16 protein-coding genes are annotated in these 17451 nt (G+C 64.0%); 12 read left to right on the top strand and 4 right to left on the bottom strand.

The genetic code is table 11. The annotated features are described in order from the left end of the window. Positions 1–38 precede the first annotated feature (38 nt). On the top strand, positions 39–1160 hold the full coding sequence (locus tag BN1132_RS13035) for an anhydro-N-acetylmuramic acid kinase (RefSeq protein WP_042078109.1): 1122 nt from the start codon (positions 39–41) through the stop codon (positions 1158–1160). A 67-nt stretch (positions 1161–1227) separates the two neighbouring features. Here the strand turns inward: BN1132_RS13035 and BN1132_RS20010 are convergent, their stop codons facing one another. Beyond that, entirely contained in the window at positions 1228–1563 is a 336-nt protein-coding gene (locus BN1132_RS20010; protein WP_157005431.1) for a hypothetical protein, read from the bottom strand. A gap of 413 nt (positions 1564–1976) precedes the next feature. Between BN1132_RS20010 and BN1132_RS13030 the strand changes: the two genes are divergently transcribed. Then, the gene (locus BN1132_RS13030; protein ID WP_042078108.1) at positions 1977–3242 is read left to right on the top strand and encodes a RidA family protein; all 1266 of its coding nucleotides are present in this window, start codon (positions 1977–1979) and stop codon (positions 3240–3242) included. 89 nt (positions 3243–3331) lie between these two features. On the opposite strand, the gene BN1132_RS20290 is transcribed toward BN1132_RS13030, so the two are convergent. Together BN1132_RS20290 and tkt are read right to left on the bottom strand one after the other, a co-directional pair. After that, positions 3332–3763 (bottom strand): hypothetical protein, encoded by a 432-nt coding sequence (locus tag BN1132_RS20290; RefSeq protein WP_244462942.1) that lies wholly within the window; start codon positions 3761–3763, stop codon positions 3332–3334. 345 nt (positions 3764–4108) lie between these two features. Further along, a complete protein-coding gene (gene tkt, locus BN1132_RS13020; protein WP_042078107.1) occupies positions 4109–6100 on the bottom strand; it encodes a transketolase in 1992 nt (663 codons plus the stop codon). 340 nt (positions 6101–6440) lie between these two features. Here tkt and metK point away from each other — a divergent pair, with 340 nt between their 5' ends. The 7 genes from metK (at position 6441) to ruvX (ending at position 12120) form a co-directional block, all read left to right on the top strand. Then, complete coding sequence (gene metK / locus BN1132_RS13015) at positions 6441–7592, top strand: methionine adenosyltransferase (RefSeq protein WP_042078106.1); 1152 nt, start codon at positions 6441–6443, stop codon at positions 7590–7592. A gap of 68 nt (positions 7593–7660) precedes the next feature. Then, positions 7661–8200 (top strand): SprT family zinc-dependent metalloprotease, encoded by a 540-nt coding sequence (locus BN1132_RS13010; RefSeq protein ID WP_042078105.1) that lies wholly within the window; start codon positions 7661–7663, stop codon positions 8198–8200. A 73-nt stretch (positions 8201–8273) separates the two neighbouring features. After that, positions 8274–8966, top strand: coding sequence for an endonuclease (locus tag BN1132_RS13005; protein WP_042078104.1), 693 nt, complete (start codon positions 8274–8276; stop codon positions 8964–8966). A gap of 62 nt (positions 8967–9028) precedes the next feature. Beyond that, entirely contained in the window at positions 9029–9760 is a 732-nt protein-coding gene (rsmE, locus tag BN1132_RS13000; RefSeq protein ID WP_042078102.1) for a 16S rRNA (uracil(1498)-N(3))-methyltransferase, read from the top strand. A 119-nt stretch (positions 9761–9879) separates the two neighbouring features. Further along, positions 9880–10830 carry a glutathione synthase gene (gene gshB, locus BN1132_RS12995; protein ID WP_042078100.1) on the top strand — a complete coding sequence of 317 codons (951 nt, stop codon included), beginning with the start codon at positions 9880–9882 and terminating at the stop codon, positions 10828–10830. A gap of 148 nt (positions 10831–10978) precedes the next feature. Beyond that, the gene (locus tag BN1132_RS12990; RefSeq protein WP_041038546.1) at positions 10979–11533 is read left to right on the top strand and encodes a YqgE/AlgH family protein; all 555 of its coding nucleotides are present in this window, start codon (positions 10979–10981) and stop codon (positions 11531–11533) included. Positions 11534–11697: 164 nt separating this feature from the next. Next, positions 11698–12120, top strand: a complete 423-nt coding sequence (gene ruvX / locus BN1132_RS12985) for a Holliday junction resolvase RuvX (RefSeq protein ID WP_012477381.1) — start codon at positions 11698–11700, stop codon at positions 12118–12120. 65 nt (positions 12121–12185) lie between these two features. Here ruvX and blaMOX read toward each other — a convergent pair whose 3' ends face one another. Next, positions 12186–13343: a CMY-1/MOX family class C beta-lactamase gene (gene blaMOX, locus BN1132_RS12980; protein ID WP_042078096.1), complete on the bottom strand. Its 1158-nt coding sequence runs from the start codon at positions 13341–13343 to the stop codon at positions 12186–12188. Between the two features lie 219 nt (positions 13344–13562). Between blaMOX and BN1132_RS12975 the strand changes: the two genes are divergently transcribed. The 3 genes from BN1132_RS12975 to BN1132_RS12965 are packed head-to-tail and all read left to right on the top strand — an operon-like array spanning position 13563 to position 17429. After that, positions 13563–14483 carry an AAA family ATPase gene (locus tag BN1132_RS12975; protein ID WP_042078094.1) on the top strand — a complete coding sequence of 307 codons (921 nt, stop codon included), beginning with the start codon at positions 13563–13565 and terminating at the stop codon, positions 14481–14483. Then, a complete protein-coding gene (locus BN1132_RS12970) occupies positions 14483–15469 on the top strand; it encodes a DUF58 domain-containing protein (RefSeq protein WP_042078092.1) in 987 nt (328 codons plus the stop codon). The genes BN1132_RS12975 and BN1132_RS12970 overlap by 1 nt, the downstream gene beginning before the upstream one ends. Beyond that, positions 15456–17429 carry a transglutaminase TgpA family protein gene (locus BN1132_RS12965; RefSeq protein WP_042078090.1) on the top strand — a complete coding sequence of 658 codons (1974 nt, stop codon included), beginning with the start codon at positions 15456–15458 and terminating at the stop codon, positions 17427–17429. Before BN1132_RS12970 ends, BN1132_RS12965 begins: the two co-directional genes overlap by 14 nt. Positions 17430–17451: the final 22 nt, after the last annotated feature.

The raw sequence follows: 17451 nt of genomic DNA, 5'->3' as shown, positions 1-17451 counted from the left end.
GAGGCAGGCTCCTTTCTCCTTGCATACGGGGATAAACCATGAGTGAGCGCTATATCGGATTGATGTCGGGAACCAGCCTGGATGGCATAGACGCCGTGCTGGTGACGATGGATGGGGAAGCACTTCGGGTAGAGGCGGCGCTGTGCCACCCCTGGCCAGCGGAGACCGCCCGCGAGCTGCACGCCCTCTGCACCCCGGGCGACAACGAGATCGATCGCATGGGGGTCGCCGACAACCTGGTGGCGCGGGAATTCGCCGCCGCGACCCAGGCCCTGCTCGCCAAGGCCGGGCTGAAACCGGCCGACATTAGCGCCATCGGCTCTCACGGCCAGACCATACGCCACCGCCCGCAACTCGGCTTCACCCTGCAGATCGGCAATGCGGCCCTGCTGGCGGCCCTGACCGGCATCGACGTCATCGCCGATTTTCGCACCCTGGACATGGCCCTCGGCGGCCAGGGGGCTCCCCTGGTCCCCGCCTTCCATCAAGCCATTTTTGCCAAGCCGGGCGCCCTGCGGGTGGTGCTGAACCTCGGCGGCATCGCCAATATCTCTGTGCTGCCTGGCCACGCCGACGGGGGCTCCGGTTCAGGGGTCTATGGCTTCGATACCGGCCCCGCCAATACCCTGCTCGATGGCTGGTATCGCCGTCACCACCCCATGGGGGGCGACTACGACGCGGGTGGCCGCTGGGCGGCTGGTGGCCGGCTTGTTCCCGACCTGCTTGACCGCATGCTGGCCCACCCCTACTTTGCCGCCCCCCACCCCAAGAGCACGGGGCGGGAGATGTTCACCCTCGACTGGCTCGATGGCGAGCTGGCAGGGGGCACTTATGCCCCGGTGGACGTGCAGCGTACCCTGCAGGCGCTGACCTGCCACAGCATCGCCCGCCAACTGCCCGTGCTTGAGCCCGATGCGACGGGAGCGCTCTTTATCTGCGGCGGCGGCGCCCACAACGCCCCCCTGCTGGCGGAGCTCGCCGCCCTGCTGCCCCGGTGGCGCCTGGTCAGCACCGCCGAGCTGGGGATTGCCCCCGACTGGGTGGAAGGGGCCGCCTTTGCCTGGCTGGCGATGCGCTTTATCCAGCGCAAGCCGGGCAACCTGCCCGCGGTGACCGGCGCCAGCCGACCCGCGGTGCTGGGCGCCCTCTACCCCGCCTGAGCGGGCAACCCGCTCACGCCAAGATGGAGAGGGCGGCACATGCCGCCCTCTCTGTCATTGTCCTGCCTCACCCTTGTCCGGCTCTGCCGGCAGACCTTATCGACCCTGCGCATCCTCCTTCTTTTTTCCGCTGCAATTTCATTGCATAAATCTGGATGCCATTTTCAGCCCGGATTGACTGATGGCGGCGGCTCGCTTTTGTCGACGACATTGTCACCATGCAGCCCGGGTGAATCATATTTCCAGCTGCGGTTTCAAGGACCGAAAGCGGGCACTGGCTAGCATATTTTTGATATTGCCGACAGCCCCACCCATTGGCATAAAATGCATAGCCATTCATATCTGGATGCATGAACAGCAGAATATCGCCGATGTTTAACCCTTTATTCACACCATTGTTCAAGGGCGCCTCGACACAAACCCGCATGCGACGGCCATTCCCCTGATAAAACGCGTTATCACCCCAGACCAGCCGCCATATATCGTGAATTGAACCGCATTTTCGCTATTTTTCAGAGCATTGAGCCACCTCATAGAAATGCGATCCCGGTTTGCATCCCCTGGTTGCCACCCATAGAATCCCCCTGTCTGAAATAACCAACCCAATCCATATCTCTGTTATCCGTTCGCCTGTGCAGGCGACTACGACTCATTATTCGAGGCAACGTCTGCCACCCGTCATTATTTGCCGGGCATGGCTGGCCATTGCCGAAATAAAGAGGAGTGCCCGCTCGTTCCTGAGCCGGGACGGCTATCGGAGGATGAGGGAGGGTGACCCGTACCTACACCAATAATGCTTGAAAAAGGAGTATCGCCATGAGTGGTACCATCATCAAATCCGCCAGAAATACCCCCAATGCGCCTCAGGATCTGGGCCCCTATACCCAGAGCGTGGCCTTCTCCCACTACAACAATATTGCCGCCCAGCTCCCCGTCGATCCCAGGACGGGCAAGCTGATCGAGGGGGATATCCAGGCGCAGGCCAGACAGTGCCTCACCAATATTCAGGCCATAGTCCAGAGCATCGGCCACGGCATGGAGGACATGGTGAAAGTCACTCTCTTCCTCAAAGACATGGGAGATCTGGAGACGGTCGATACCGTCTATCGCGAGTTCTTCCCCCACTCTCTGCCGACCCGCACCGTGCTCGCCGTGGCGGCCCTGCCGCTCGGCGCCGCCGTTCAGATGGATGCCCTGCTCTCCAACGGGGAAGGCACCTTCCCGCAGGCCCCCTGCCCCCTGATCAAGCTCGCCCGAAACAGCGATCGCGCCCCGCAAGACCCGCTCTCCTGCCAGAGCGTCGCCTTCTCCCACTACAACAATATCGGTGCCCAGCTGCCGCTCGATCCGGCCTCCGGCGCCCTGATTGACGGCGGCATCCGCGAACAGGCCGCCCAGTGCCTGCGAAATATCAAGACCGTGCTGGAGGGGATAGACGTGCCCTTCGACGATATCGTCAAGGTGACTGTCTATCTGACCAACCTGGCGGATCTGGAGGCCGTCAACGAGGTCTACACCACCTTCTTCCCGGATTCGGCCATCGCCCGCGCCGCCGCCTACCTGCCGGCCCGCTCGGTGATCAGTGCAGCGGCCCTGCCGCTGGGTGCCCGGGTGCAGATGGATGCGGTCATCTCCCACGGTGACGGCACCCCGCCCCAACTGGTGGAAGACCGCCACAACCTGGTGATCCGCGCCCGCAATACCGACAAGGCGCCGCGCAGCCCCTTGCACACCCAGACCGTGGCCTTCTCCCACTACAACCATATCGCCGGCCAGCTGCCGATCGACATGGCCACCGGCAAGGTGCTGACCGGCTGCGTCCGTGAGCAGACCGCCCAGTGCCTCGGCCATATCAAGACTATTGTGGAGAGCATCGGCCACGTGATGGACGATATCGTCAAGGTCAATATCCAGCTGAAGAACATCGAGGATCTGGAGGCGGTCAACGCCATCTATACCCAGTACTTCCCGGGCTACCACCCCGCCCGCACCGTGATCGGTGTAAGCGAACTGCCCGCCGGCGCCCTGGTGCAGATGGATGCGGTGATGTCCAATGCGGAAAGCACCCCGCCGCAGGTGTAAGGTTGCAGTAAATAACAAAGAGACCGGCTGATGGCCGGTCTCTTTCATCGGGCAACAACCTTGCCCCTGAAGTTGAAGAAGGGTATTCCTTATCCAAGGAACGACTTCAGCTCCGCCTCTTTCAATTTAAAAACCTCATACTCCTGTGCAGTTCTGCCCTTGGCAACAGTGATCCACTGCACGCCAGTTTCATCGGTGTGTTCAAATTCCAGCCTGAGAACGTACTTTGCACTGGTGATCAGGGCCATCACCATGCCGGACAGAAACGCGACTGCGGGGAGAAATAACGTCATTCCCTTACCCTGAGCTTCAGGCGGAATGAAATAGAAAAGAATGCTTGATGTGATCAGCCCAAGTAATAACATGTTTATCAGTTTATCCCTCCATGTCAGTCTTTTTACTTGCACATCAGAGATCCTGCTCAAGTCATAAGAATCAGCATTTATCTTCAGTTTCCCCTCTGTCTTATCAATCACAATAGAACACGCCATTACCCACACCCCATCCTTATCAAGCGCCATATATGGCCTTCTTTATTGATAATTTAACGAAACACTACCAACCCTGTAGAGCGATAACATCGTTTACCAACCACATTCCGTCCGGAACGATACGAGATTAACCATGGAGAAAATATCAGCCAGAGGCATAGCATATTCAAAAAGGGATCATATGGCACCAAAAATATAATCATCACAGAAAATGAGATCACTAAAAATATTACATCGAGAATATCAATTCTATTTCCAAGGCTGACCCGCCATCGCGCTAAAATAAATACAGTTGATAAAAAACGCCCCCCATCTTGCGATGGAGGGCGTTTAATCGTTCCGGCTATTGGGTCAGATTGACCCAATATTCAGCAATTACAGGGACTCAGCGGTCGCCACCACGTTTTCCACGGTAAAGCCGAATTCCTTGAACAAGAGCTCGGCCGGGGCGGACTCACCGAAGGTGCGCATGCCGATGATCTTGCCGCCAAAGCCCACGTACTTGTACCAGTAGTCGGCGATGCCCGCTTCGATGGCCACGCGCTTGGTGACGGCGGCCGGCAGGACGGACTCCTTGTACTCGGCGGACTGGGCGTCGAACATGTCGGTAGAGGGGATGGAGACCACACGCACGGCACGGCCCTTGGCAGTCAGCTGCTCATAGGCAGCCACGGCCAGCTCCACTTCGGAACCGGTGGCGATCAGGATCAGCTCCGGAGTACCGGCGCAATCCTTCAGCACGTAACCCCCCTTGGCGGCATCGGCCAGTTGCTGGGCGGTGCGGTCCATCTGGGCCAGGTTCTGACGGGAGAAGATCAGGGAGGTCGGGCCGTCGGTACGCTCGATGGCGTGTTTCCAGGCGATGGCGGACTCTACCTGGTCACAGGGACGCCAGGTGCTCATGTTCGGGGTCAGACGCAGGGAGGCGATCTGCTCGACCGGCTGGTGGGTCGGGCCATCTTCACCCAGACCGATGGAGTCGTGGGTGTAGACGAAGATGGCGCGCTGCTTCATCAGGGCGGCCATGCGCAGGGCGTTGCGGGCGTACTCCATGAACATCAGGAAGGTGGCGCCGTAGGGGATGAAACCACCGTGCAGGGCGATGCCGTTCATGATGGCGGACATGCCGAACTCGCGCACGCCGTAGTGGATGTAGTTGCCTGCGGCGCTCTCGGGGGTCAGGGACTTGGAGCCAGACCACATGGTCAGGTTGGACGGCGCGAGATCCGCGGAGCCGCCCATGAATTCCGGCAGCAGCTTGCCGAAGGCTTCCAGGGAATTCTGGGAGGCCTTGCGGGTCGCGATCTTGGCCGGGTTGGCCTGCAGGGTTTCGATGATCTTGGCGGATTCGGCGGCCCAGTTGGCCGGCAGCTCGCCAGCAGTGCGGCGCTTGAATTCGGCAGCCAGGGCCGGGTGAGCGGCTTCATAGGCGGCGAACTTGGCAGCCCAGTCGGATTCGAGCTTGGCGCCCTTCTCCTGACCGTTCCACTCGGCGGCGATCTCGGACGGGATCACGAACGGCGCGTGGTCCCACTTCAGGAAGGCACGGGCGGCGGCGATCTCGTCGTTGCCCAGCGGTGCGCCGTGGCAGTCGTGGGAGCCGGATTTGTTCGGGGAACCGTAACCGATGATGGTGCGGCAGCAGATCAGGGTCGGCTTGCCGGTCTCGGCCTTGGCGGCTTCGATGGCAGCGTTGATGGCCTCCGGGTTGTGACCGTCAACGGACGGGATGACGTGCCAGCCGTAGGCTTCGAAGCGCTTGGGAGTGTCGTCGGTGAACCAGCCTTCCACGTGACCGTCGATGGAGATACCGTTGTCATCCCAGAACGCGATCAGCTTGCCCAGACCCAGGGTGCCGGCCAGGGAGCAGGCCTCGTGGGAGATACCTTCCATCAGGCAGCCGTCGCCCATGAAGGCGTAGGTGTAGTGGTCGACGACATCAAAGCCCGGCTGGTTGAACTGCTCGGCCATGGCCTTCTCGGCGATCGCCATGCCGACTGCGTTGGTGATGCCCTGACCCAGCGGACCCGTGGTGGTTTCAACGCCCGGTGCATAACCGTACTCCGGGTGACCCGGGGTGCGAGAGTGCAGTTGGCGGAAGTTTTTCAGATCGTCGATGGAGAGGTCATAACCGGAGAGGTGCAGCAGGGAGTACAGCAGCATGGAGCCGTGGCCGTTGGAGAGAATGAAACGGTCGCGGTCGGCCCACTTGGGGTTGTTCGGGTTGTGTTTCAGGTGGCTGCGCCACAGCACTTCAGCGATATCCGCCATTCCCATGGGGGCGCCCGGGTGACCGGAGTTGGCTTTTTGAACGGCATCCATACTCAATGCGCGAATGGCATTGGCAAGCTCTTTACGAGAAGGCATCTGTATCTCCTGCGATTGCTTCATTTGATGGCCAAGATTAAGGCGCGTTATTGTCCCAGCAGGGGGCGCGGCGTGCAAATATTATCTGGGCGAATAAAGTGGCTTTGAGAGCACAATCGCTTTTCTGCTGCGGGAAAACGATTCAATCCGCCCCCTCGTTTACCCCCATGGAGGTGGATCCACCCCGAGCCTTGCCCCGGTCGACTCCAACCCCAAATAGTGCTGGCAATCACCCGGTGACCTAACTAAAATAGACGTCCAGATGTAGATACCTCTACAGTCATTCTGTCATTATCCGGTTATGGCCAAGGCGATAACCCTTACGAATTGAGAACCAAACATGGCAAAGCTGTTTACTTCCGAGTCGGTCTCCGAAGGCCATCCCGATAAAATCGCCGACCAGATCTCCGATGCGGTGCTGGACGCCATCCTGGAACAGGACACCAAGGCGCGCGTCGCCTGTGAAACCCTGGTCAAGACCGGCATGGTGATGGTCGCCGGTGAAGTGACCACCTCTGCCTGGGTCGACATCGAGCAGATCGTGCGCGACACCGTGCGCGAGATCGGTTACACCCACTCCGACATGGGCTTCGACGCCGACTCCTGCGCCGTGCTGAACGCCATCGGCAAGCAGTCCCCGGACATCAACCAGGGCGTCGACCGTACCGACCCGTACGAGCAGGGTGCCGGTGACCAGGGCCTGATGTTCGGTTACGCCACCAACGAAACCGACGTGCTGATGCCCGCGCCCATCACCTACTCTCACCTGCTGGTGAAGCGTCAGGCAGAAGTGCGCAAGAACGGCACCCTGCCGTGGCTGCGCCCGGATGCCAAGAGCCAGCTGACCTTCGCCTACGACGACGCAGGCAAGATCCTGGGTGTCGATGCCGTGGTCCTCTCCACCCAGCATTGCGACTCCATCAGCCACAAGGACCTGGTGGAAGCGGTGCGCGAGGAGATCATCAAGCCGGTGCTGCCGGCCGAGTGGATCACCAAGGACACCAAGTACTTCATCAACCCGACCGGCCGTTTCGTCATCGGCGGCCCCATGGGTGACTGCGGCCTGACCGGTCGCAAGATCATCGTCGACACCTACGGCGGCATGGCCCGTCACGGTGGTGGCGCCTTCTCCGGCAAGGACCCGTCCAAGGTGGACCGTTCCGCCGCCTACGCCGCCCGCTACGTGGCCAAGAACATCGTCGCCGCGGGTCTGGCTGCCCGCTGTGAAGTGCAGGTCTCCTACGCCATCGGCGTGGCCGAGCCCACCTCCATCAGCGTCGAGACCTTCGGTACCGGCAAGGTGGCCGAGGAGCTGCTGGTCAAGCTGGTGCGCGAGTTCTTCGAACTGCGCCCCTATGGCCTGATCGAGATGCTGGATCTGAAGCGCCCCATCTACCAGGCGACCGCCGCCTACGGCCACTTCGGTCGCGACGAGTTCCCCTGGGAGAAGACCGACAAGGCCGCTCTGCTGCGCGACGCCGCCGGTCTGTAAGGCTGGCCGTTGTGATAAAAGGGGAGCCTGGCTCCCCTTTTGCTTTTGTGTCCTGTCCCGAGGATCCCATGCCTGCCACCGCTACCCGGCTCGACCCCGCCCTCATCGAGACGCTGCTCACGCGCGTCGAGGCCTGCTTTGTGCAGGCCGAAACGCGCCTTGGCCGCCCCTTCCCCCGCCCGCAGGTCCACTGCAACATGCGGGGCCGGGCGGCAGGATCGGCTCGGCTGCAGACCTGGGAGCTGCGTTTCAATCCGACGCTCTATCAGGCCAATCAGCAGGCGTTTCTCAGGGAAGTGGTGCCCCACGAGGTGGCCCACCTGCTGGTCCATGCGCTCTGGGGAGAGGGGCGCGGCAAGAGCCGGGTACTGCCCCACGGCCGCCAGTGGCAGTCGGTGATGCGGGAGCTGTTCGGTCTCGAGCCCAGTACCACCCACAGCTTCGATCTCGGCGTGCTGGCCCAGCGCACCTTCGTTTACGCCTGCGCCTGTCAGCAGCATCCCCTCTCGGTGCGCCGCCACAACAAGGTGATGCGCGGCGAGGCCCGCTATCACTGCCGTCGCTGTCGCCAGCCCCTGGTGTGGCAGCGCGACACCACGGCGGATTGAGTCACCCTGTGTCGCGCCCCTGTGATAGTGTGCGCATCTTCTTCACTCAACTGTTTCATTGCCAAGGATATTCATGTTTCGCCCTCTGCTCTCCCTCTGCCTGGCCCTGCTGGTCAGCGCCCCGGCCCATGCCGACAACATCCAGACCTTTCGCGCCGCCAAACAGGATCTGAACAAGCTCTACCAGAGCCACCCCACCACCTTCTACTGCGGCTGCAACATCAAGTTCAGCGGCAAGAAGATGGCCCCCGACTGGGAGAGTTGCGGCTACCTGCCGCGCAAGCAGGCCGAGCGGGCCTCGCGCATCGAGTGGGAGCACGTGGTACCCGCCTGGGAGTTCGGCCACCAGCTGCAGTGCTGGCAGGAGGGGGGCCGCAAGAACTGCGGCAAGAGCGACGAGTTCAACAGGATGGAGGGGGACATGCACAACCTCTTCCCCGCCATCGGCGAGGTGAACGGCGATCGGGCGAACTTCCGCTTCTCCGACTGGAACGGCAAGCCGAACCAGTACGGCAAGTGCCAGATGCTGGTGGACTTCAAGGATCGCCGGGTGCAGCCGCCCAAGGGGCCGGTGCGTGGCCAGATCGCCCGTGCCTATCTCTACATGAGCGAGCAGTACGGGCTGCGCCTCGCCGCCCAACAGCGTAAACTGTTCGAGGCCTGGGATCGCCTCTATCCGGCGGATCGCTGGGAGTGCGAGCGCAACCGCCGCATCGGCAAACTGCAGGGCAATACCAATCCCTTCATTGAAAAGCAGTGCCAATAGCCCCATCTATGGGCACAAGGGATTTAACATCCCTTCCCTTGAGCGAGAGACAGAATTGAGCCATGCGCATCCCACGTATCTATGAACCGGCCCCCCTGCAGGCGGGCCAGACCCTGGCCCTGTCGGAAGACGGTGCCAACCACATCGGCCGGGTGCTGCGCATGCAGCCGGGCCAGCAGCTCGAGCTGTTCAACGGCGACGGCCACCAGTACCCCGCCACCATCACGAATGTGGGCAAAAAGTCGGTGGAGGTGCGCATCGACCGTTGCGACACCCAGTCGGTGGAATCGCCCCTTGCCATTCACCTGGGCCAGGTGATCAGCCGCGGCGACAAGATGGACTTCACCATCCAGAAATCCGTGGAGCTCGGCGTCACCTGCATCACCCCGCTCTTCTCCGAGCGTTGCGGCGTCAAGCTGCCGGCGGATCGGTTGGAGAAGAAGCGCGAGCAGTGGCAGAAGGTGGTGATCAGCGCCTGCGAGCAGTGCGGCCGCAATACCGTGCCCGAAGTGCGTATGCCCATGGAGCTGGATGCCTGGCTCGCGGAAGAAACGAAAGAGCTCAAGCTCAACCTGCACCCGCGAGCGCCCTACAGCATCAACACCCTGCCGGTACCGGAGCACGGGGTGCGCCTGCTGATCGGCCCGGAAGGGGGCTTGTCCAGCGACGAGATCGCCCGTACCGTGCAGGAAGACTTCAAGGAGATGCTGCTGGGGCCTAGGGTGCTGCGCACCGAAACCGCCGCCCTGACCGCCATCACGGCGCTGCAGTGTCGCTTCGGCGATCTCGCTTGATACTATCTGGCGGTGTCGATAAGCCGCGTGGCGCATCACATCATGGCAGCCTCAAACGGCCGATTACGCTGCGCTAATCGACCCTACAACCCTATCGAGCCATTAGGAAGGAAACTCGGATGACCATTAAACTCGGCATCGTGATGGACCCCATCTCGGCCATCAACATCAAGAAGGACTCCAGCTTCGCCATGCTCGAAGAGGCGCAAAAGCGCGGCTACGAGCTGTTCTATCTGGAGATGAAGGATCTCTACATGGAGGCTGGACGGGCGTTTGGCACCATGCGTCCGCTCACCGTCAGGCATGATTACGCCCACTGGTTCACCCTGGGCGAGGTGGTGGATCAGCCCCTCTCCACCCTGGACGTGATCCTGATGCGCAAGGATCCCCCCTTCGACACCGAGTTCATCTACGCCACCTACATGCTGGAGCGGGCCGAGGACGAGGGCTGCCTCATCGTCAACAAGCCCCAGAGCCTGCGCGACGCCAACGAGAAGCTCTACACCGCCTGGTTTGCCGAGCACACCCCGACCACGCTGGTGACCCGCCGCGCCGACAAGCTGCGCGCCTTCCACGCCGAGCACAAGGACGTGATCCTCAAGCCCCTGGACGGCATGGGCGGCGCCTCCATCTTCCGCATGAAGGAGAATGACGCCAACGTCGGCGTCATCATCGAGACGCTCACCGCCCACGGCAGCCAGTACTGCATGGCCCAGACCTATCTGCCCGCCATCAAGGAGGGGGACAAGCGGGTGCTGGTGGTGGACGGCGAGCCGGTGCCCTACTGCCTGGCGCGCATCCCGGCCCAGGGCGAGACCCGCGGCAACCTGGCCGCCGGCGGCCGTGGCGAGGCCCGTCCCCTGAGCGAGGCCGACTGGGCCATCGCCCGCGCGGTGGGCCCGACCCTGAAGGAGAAGGGGCTCATCTTCGTCGGCCTCGACATCATCGGCGATCGCCTGACCGAGATTAACGTCACCAGCCCCACCTGCATCCGCGAGATAGAGGCGGCCTTCCCGGTGCACATCAGCGCCATGCTGATGGATGCCATCGAGCGCCGACTGGGTAAATAAAACCGACCGGGGTCTTCAAAGGCCCCGTTCATCCCCTTGCGCCGGGGCGATCCACCGCCTTCCCCGGTCGCAAAAAGCGGTTTTGCCTGCCGCCCCTAACTGCCATAATCACCCCAACTACCTTTGCACTATTAGTCCTATGCACTCTATGCAGACATTGCAAAATCACTTCCTGCTCGCCATGCCGAGCCTCACGGACGCCTATTTCCAGCGCTCCCTGGTCTACCTGTGCGAGCACAGCAGCGAAGGCGCCATGGGCCTGGTGGTCAACATTCCGGTCGACATGTCCCTGGACACCATGCTGACCAAGCTCAAGCTGAGCCCCCCCGATACGGCCGAGATGAAGCAGCCGGTGCTGCAGGGCGGCCCGGTGCACGGGGATCGCGGCTTCGTGCTGCACAGCTTCAGGCCCGGCTTCAACTCCACCCTGCAGGTGAGCGACGAGATGATGGTCACCACCTCCAAGGACATCCTCGAGACCCTGGGCACCGACCAAGCCCCGGACCACTGGCTGGTGGCCCTCGGCTACGCCGGCTGGAGCGCCGGGCAGCTGGAGCAGGAGCTGGCGGATGGCGCCTGGCTGGTGATCCCGCCCAATCCCAAACTGGTCTTCGACACCCCCATCCACCTGCGCTGGCAACAGGCCGCCGCGAGCATAGGCGTCAATCCCCTGCATCTCTCCAGCCAGGTGGGGCATAGCTGATGCGGTTTGATACCTTGATGCACCGCCAACGCTGGCCGCAGGCCATTGTCGCCATCAGCATAGGCGTCAATCCCCTGCACCTCTCCAGCCAGGTGGGGCATAGCTAGCCTTGTACCAAGCGGGCCCCAAGGGCCCCTTTTACTCATTCCGTTGTAAGGAACCCCATGTCATCACGCAGCATCATGGGCTTTGATTACGGCACCAAGAGCATAGGTGTCGCCATCGGCCAGGAGATCACCGGCAGTGCCCGCCCCCTTCGTTCCCTCAAGGCCAACGACGGCATCCCCAACTGGGACGAGATAGAGAAATTGCTCAAGGAGTGGCAGCCGGACCTGCTGGTGGTGGGATTGCCGCTCAACATGGACGGCACGGATCAGGAGATCACGGTGCGGGCCCGCAAGTTTGGCAACCGCCTGCACGGCCGCTTCGGCAAGCCGGTGGAGTTCAAGGACGAGCGGCTCACCACCACGGATGCACGCGCCCGCCTGTTCGAGCGTGGCGGCTACAAGGCCCTGGACAAGGGCAGCGTGGATGGCGTCTCCGCCCAGCTCATCGTCGAGGCCTGGATGGAAGAGCAGTACGACTAACGGGGGTATTCCCCCAGCACCAGAAAAAGGGCGGCACATTCACCGAATGTACCGCCCTCTTTCTGTCACCCGGCCAACTGCGCCAGGATGGCGTGGGCCGCCTTGATGCGCGCCTCGTTGGGGTAGTTGCGATTGGCCAGCATGACGATGCCGATCCCCCTGGCCGGCACGAAGGCCACATAGGCGCCAAAGCCATTGGTCGAGCCGGTCTTGTTATAGAGTCGCGCCAACCCCGTCTCTTGGGACGCGGCAACAGGTTTGACCGGGTTGGCATTGTAAATCACCGCCGGGGAGTTGCCCGCCAGCAATATCTGCTCGGTGACGGGATAGGCGTAACTCTCCCAACCCAGTCCCTGGGTCATCCCGCCTACCGAGTAATGCCCTTTGTGGGTCAGGGAGATGGCCTGCTGCAACGCCTTGCCATCAACCCCGCCGATGTTGGCCTTCACGAAGGCGAGCAGATCCGCCGAGCTGGTCTTGATGCCGTAGGCCTCGTCCGCCAGCATGCCAGGGTTGACCCGGATGGGCTTGTCCTCTTTCGAATAGCCATAGGCATAACTCGCCATGGCCTGCTTCGGCACATTGACATAGGTGTGGTGCATGCCGAGCCCGGGCAGCAGGGTCTGCTCCATCAACTGGGCAAATGGCTGCTTCAGGCTGCTCGCCGCCAGGTGGCCGAACAGCCCTATGCTGGGGTTGGAGTACTGGCGATGGGAGCCCGGCGAATAGACAGGGGCCCACTGGCGGTAGTAGGCGCGCATCTTCTCGGATGAATCCACCTCCTCGGGGAATTGCAGTGGCAGGCCTCCGGCGCTGTAGGTGGCAAGCTCCCCCATGGTGATGCTGTCAAAGGCGGATCCCTTGAGCCAGGGCGCGTGCCGGCTCGCCTTGTCATCCAGCTGCATCGCTCCCTTGACCACCGCATAGGCCCCCAGGGTCGCAGTCAGGGGCTTGCTCACGGATCCTATCTCGAACAGGGTCTGCTCGCTGACGCCGGCCCCGCTCTCCCGGTTGGCCACCCCGTAATTGAAATAGTGGGCCTTGCCATCCTTGAGCACGGCCACCGCCATGCCCGGGATCCTGTGCTCCTTGAGCAGCGGCTGGATGCTGGCATCCACCACGGGGCGCAGGGGATCGACCGGTGAAGCCTCACCTGCATGGGCCAGACCGGCCCACATCAGGGTGGCCACGGCCCCCCACAGGATGGATTGTCGTTGTTGCATCGGGTCTACTCCTCTTGTCATAAGTCGAATGTGCTGCCTGGGTGCCTGGCAGTGCTCCCAGCCTAATCCCTCAAGGTGTGCGCAATATGAGGCTCTGTGAAGCCGATGTGAAGTCGGCGTTCAAATAGCCCAGTTTCAATGGGTTATCCATGACTTGCCCCCCCTTGCCCGGCGGCTGGCGTATAAGCTGTAGGGGCGGCAACGAAGAGGGAGGCGCGCGTGCAGACACAACCACAGATAACCCGGCTGCTGACGGCACTGGAGCAGGTGATCCTCGGCAAGCCGTTGCAGCTCAAAATAGCGCTGGTGACCCTGCTAGCCCGGGGCCACCTGCTGATCGAGGATCTGCCCGGCATGGGCAAGACCACCCTGGCCCACGCCCTGGCACAGGTGCTGGGCCTCGACTGCCGGCGGGTGCAGTTCACCGCCGATCTGCTGCCGGCCGACCTGCTGGGGCTGCAGATCTTTGATGCCCACCAGCAGCAGTTTCGCTTTCACCCGGGCCCCGTCTTCGCCCAGGTGCTGCTGGCGGACGAGATCAACCGCGCCAGCCCCAAGGTGCAGAGCGCCCTGCTGGAGGCCATGGCCGAGGGCAAGGTGAGCATCGAAGGGCAGAGTCACCCGCTCCCCTCCCCCTTCTTCGTCATCGCCACCCAGAACCCGGCGGATCAATCGGGCACCTATCCCCTGCCGGAATCCCAGCTCGACCGCTTCGCCGTGCGCCTCTCCCTCGGCTTTCCGACCCCGGAGGCGGAGCGGCGGCTGCTGCGCGGGGCCAGTCAGACCCGCCCCCTCGAGCGCCAGCTGGATGCCGCAGACCTCGCCGCCCTGCAGGCCGAGGCGGCGCAGATCCACCTCTCCGATGCCAGCCTCGACTACCTGCTGGCCCTGGTGCAGCAGAGCCGCTTCGATGCCGAGCTGCCGCAGCCGCTCTCGCCCCGCGCCGCCCAGACCCTGCTGGCGGTGAGCCGGGCCTGGGCCCTGGTGGCGGGCCGCCGCTTCGTCAGCGTGGAGGATGTGCAGGCCGTCTTCCCCTACGTGGCCGAGCACAGGCTCAGGGGCAGCTTCGGGGTGCAGCGCGGTGAGGCCTGCCCCCTGAGCCAGCGCCTGCTGGCCCGGGTCGATCCGGATCGCCCCTGATGAGCTGGCGCCAGCGCAGAGCCGGGTGGCAGCGACGCTGGCTGGCCCGGCGCATCCCGCCGGCACGCCAGATCACCCTGGGCTCGCGCAGCCTGTTCATCCTGCCTACCCGGCTCGGCCTCTGCTATCTGCTGGTGATGCTGGCCATCTATCTGCTCGGCACCAACTACCAGAACAACCTGGTGCTCCTGGTGGCCTACGCCCTCGGCAGCCTGTTCATGGTCACCATGTGGCTCACCCACCGCAACCTGCTGGGACTGTCTCTGCTGGGGGGGCCTGCCGTGCTGGGTGAGGCGGGCAACCCCTTGCCCATGTCCATCACGGTGCGCAGCGAACGGCCGCTGCAGGCGCTGCAATTTTCCCTGAACGAGGGGCGGCTCTGGCTGGCGCAGGCCGATGCGGTCCCCCAACCCCTGCTCCTGCCGGTGCAGGGCATCCGGCGCGGACGCCTGCCGCTGGAGAGGCTGCGGGTGGAGAGCCGCTACCCCCTGGGCCTGTTTCGCTGCTGGTCCCTGCTGGACCTGCAGCTGGAGGGCTGGCTCGCCCCGACCCCCGAGTACGGCCCCCTGCGCGGGGAAGCCACGAGCGATGCGGCGGGCAGCCGGGGGCAGCCCACCCCGGCCTCGGTGGGGGATTTCGACACGCTGCGGGCCCACCAGGGCGGGGAGCCGCTCAGCCGGGTCGCCTGGAAGCAGCTCGCCCAGGGACGCGGACTGCTGGTGAAACAGTTCTGCGAGCCGGGGCAGGATGATACCCACCTCAGCCTGCAGCGGGTCGGCGGCCGGGATCTGGAGCAGCGGCTGGCAGTGCTCGCCTGGTGGTGCGGCGACTATGCCAGGCGGGGCATCCCCTTCACCCTGACCCTGGCGGGCCGGATGCTGGGACCGGGCTGCGACCCCGCCTTCCTCCAGCGCTGCCGGCTGGCCCTGGCCCGCGTCGATGCCGAGGATCCTGCGCAGGAGGCCGACACCGATGCTGCTCGATAACCGGCGCCTGCTGCCGCTCCTCGCCCTGCTGCAACTGTTGCTGATCCCGGCCCTCTGGCCCCAGCTGCAGCTCTGGGTCGTGGCCGTCTCGCTGCTCACCCTGGGCGTGCGGGCCATGATGCTGTGGCGGGGCTGGCGTCCCCCGCCCGCCACCATGCTCGCACTGCTGGCCATGCTCGGCGTCGCGCTGCTGGCCTGGCAGTGGCGCCAACTGGGCACCCTGCCGGCCCTCATCAACCTGCTCTGGCTCGGCTACGGCCTCAAGCTCGTCGAGGTGCGCCGGGAGCGGGATGTGGAGCAGGTGCTGCTGCTCGCCTTCTTTCTCGTCGCGCTGGCGCTGGTGCAACGGCAGAGCATGGGCTGGGCCCTGGCGATGGCGGGAGCGCTCTGGCTGGCGGTCACCACCCTGCTGGCGGCGGTGCAGCCCCTCGGCCGACGGCTGTGGCGCAGTGCCGGGATCATCCTGCTGCTGGCCGGCCCCCTGCTGCTCACCCTGTTCCTGCTGCTGCCGAGGCTAGCGCCGCTCTGGCAGATGCCGAGCAGCAGCCGGGCTCTTTCCGGCCTCTCTGAAGAGGTGGCCCCCGGCGACATCGGCGAGCTGGTCAACTCCTCCGAACTGGCCTTTCGCATCAGCTTCGCCGAAGCGCCGCCCCCGCCGGGGGAGCGCTACTTCCCGCTGATGCGCCAGGAGCTGTTCGATGGCCGGCGCTGGCTGCTCAGCGACCAGGTGCGCCGCTGGCAGCACTCCCAACCCACGCGGGGGCAGCCATCGACAAGCCCGGTGACGCCGCTGCCCGCCGGCGGTTACCAGGTGATCGCCGAACCCCAGCGCCACCGCTGGACCCTGGCCCTGGCCGACCCCGAGGTGCTGAGCGGCCCTGTCACCTTGAGTCCCCTCGCCACCCTCTATCGCCAGGACAGGGGGGATGGTCGCATCAGCTACCGGGTCAGCACGGCCGCCACGGCGCCGCCTGCCAGCCAGGCAGCCCGCCACCTCAACCTGCAACTGCCCGCCGGCGGCAACCCCAAGGCCCGGGCTTACGCCCTGCGGCTCAAGACCCGCCATCCGGGGGCCGGGGCGCTGGCCGCCGCCCTGCTCGGCGAATTTCGCGAAGGCGACTTCTACTACACCCTGCAGCCGCCGCGGCTGGGGCAGGACGGGGTGGATGACTTCTTGTTCGAGAGCCGGCGCGGCTTTTGCGGTCACTACGCTACGGCCACCGCGTTCGTGCTGCGGGCGGCCGGCATTCCGGCCCGGCTGGTGACCGGCTACCTCGGCGGCGAGTGGAATCCCAGGGGCAACTATCTGGAGGTGCACCAGTTCGATGCCCATGCCTGGGTGGAATATCTGGATGAAAATGACCGCTGGCAGCGGCTCGATCCCACGGCCGTGGTAGCCCCCCGGCGCATCGAGGAGGGCATGCCGGCGGCCCTTGGCGGCGAGTTCACCGCCGCCGACCCCCTCTCCCTGCAGCGCTATCGCCACTGGGCCCTGCTCAACCAGTTGCGCTGGTGGGGGGCCAACCTCGAGTACCAATGGGCCCGCTGGGTGCTCAACTATGACGCGGCCAGCCTGTGGCAACGGCTGGGGCAACGCTGGCCGGGACTCTTAGGCCATACCCACTGGCTTATTCTGGCCGCCCTGCTGGGGGTGGCCGGCCTGGTGGGCGGCCTGCTGCTCTGGACCGGCCCAGCCCCGATCCGGCTGCGGCTATGGCAGCCCCTGCGCCGGCGCGCCGCCCGCCACGGCTGGCAGCCCCTGGCGGGGGAGAGCCTGGCCAGCTGGTGCGAACGGCTCGCCAGCCTCAGACCCGCCCTGGCGCGGCCGCTGCAACAGGGCGCCTGGCTCTACCGGCGCTGGCGTTATGCCCCCCTGTCGGCGGCGCAGCGACAACGCACCCTGCGCCAGCTGAAACGACGGCTGCGCCAGGCCTGCCGCGACTGGGATCGCGACCGCTGAGGAGACGCCGGCCAGCCCCTGT

This window comes from Aeromonas sanarellii (assembly GCF_000820085.1).
GTDB classification, from domain to species: Bacteria; Pseudomonadota; Gammaproteobacteria; order Enterobacterales; family Aeromonadaceae; genus Aeromonas; species Aeromonas sanarellii.
Note: the sequence above shows the minus strand (reverse complement) of the source record. Positions and strands in the feature narration are given on the sequence as shown.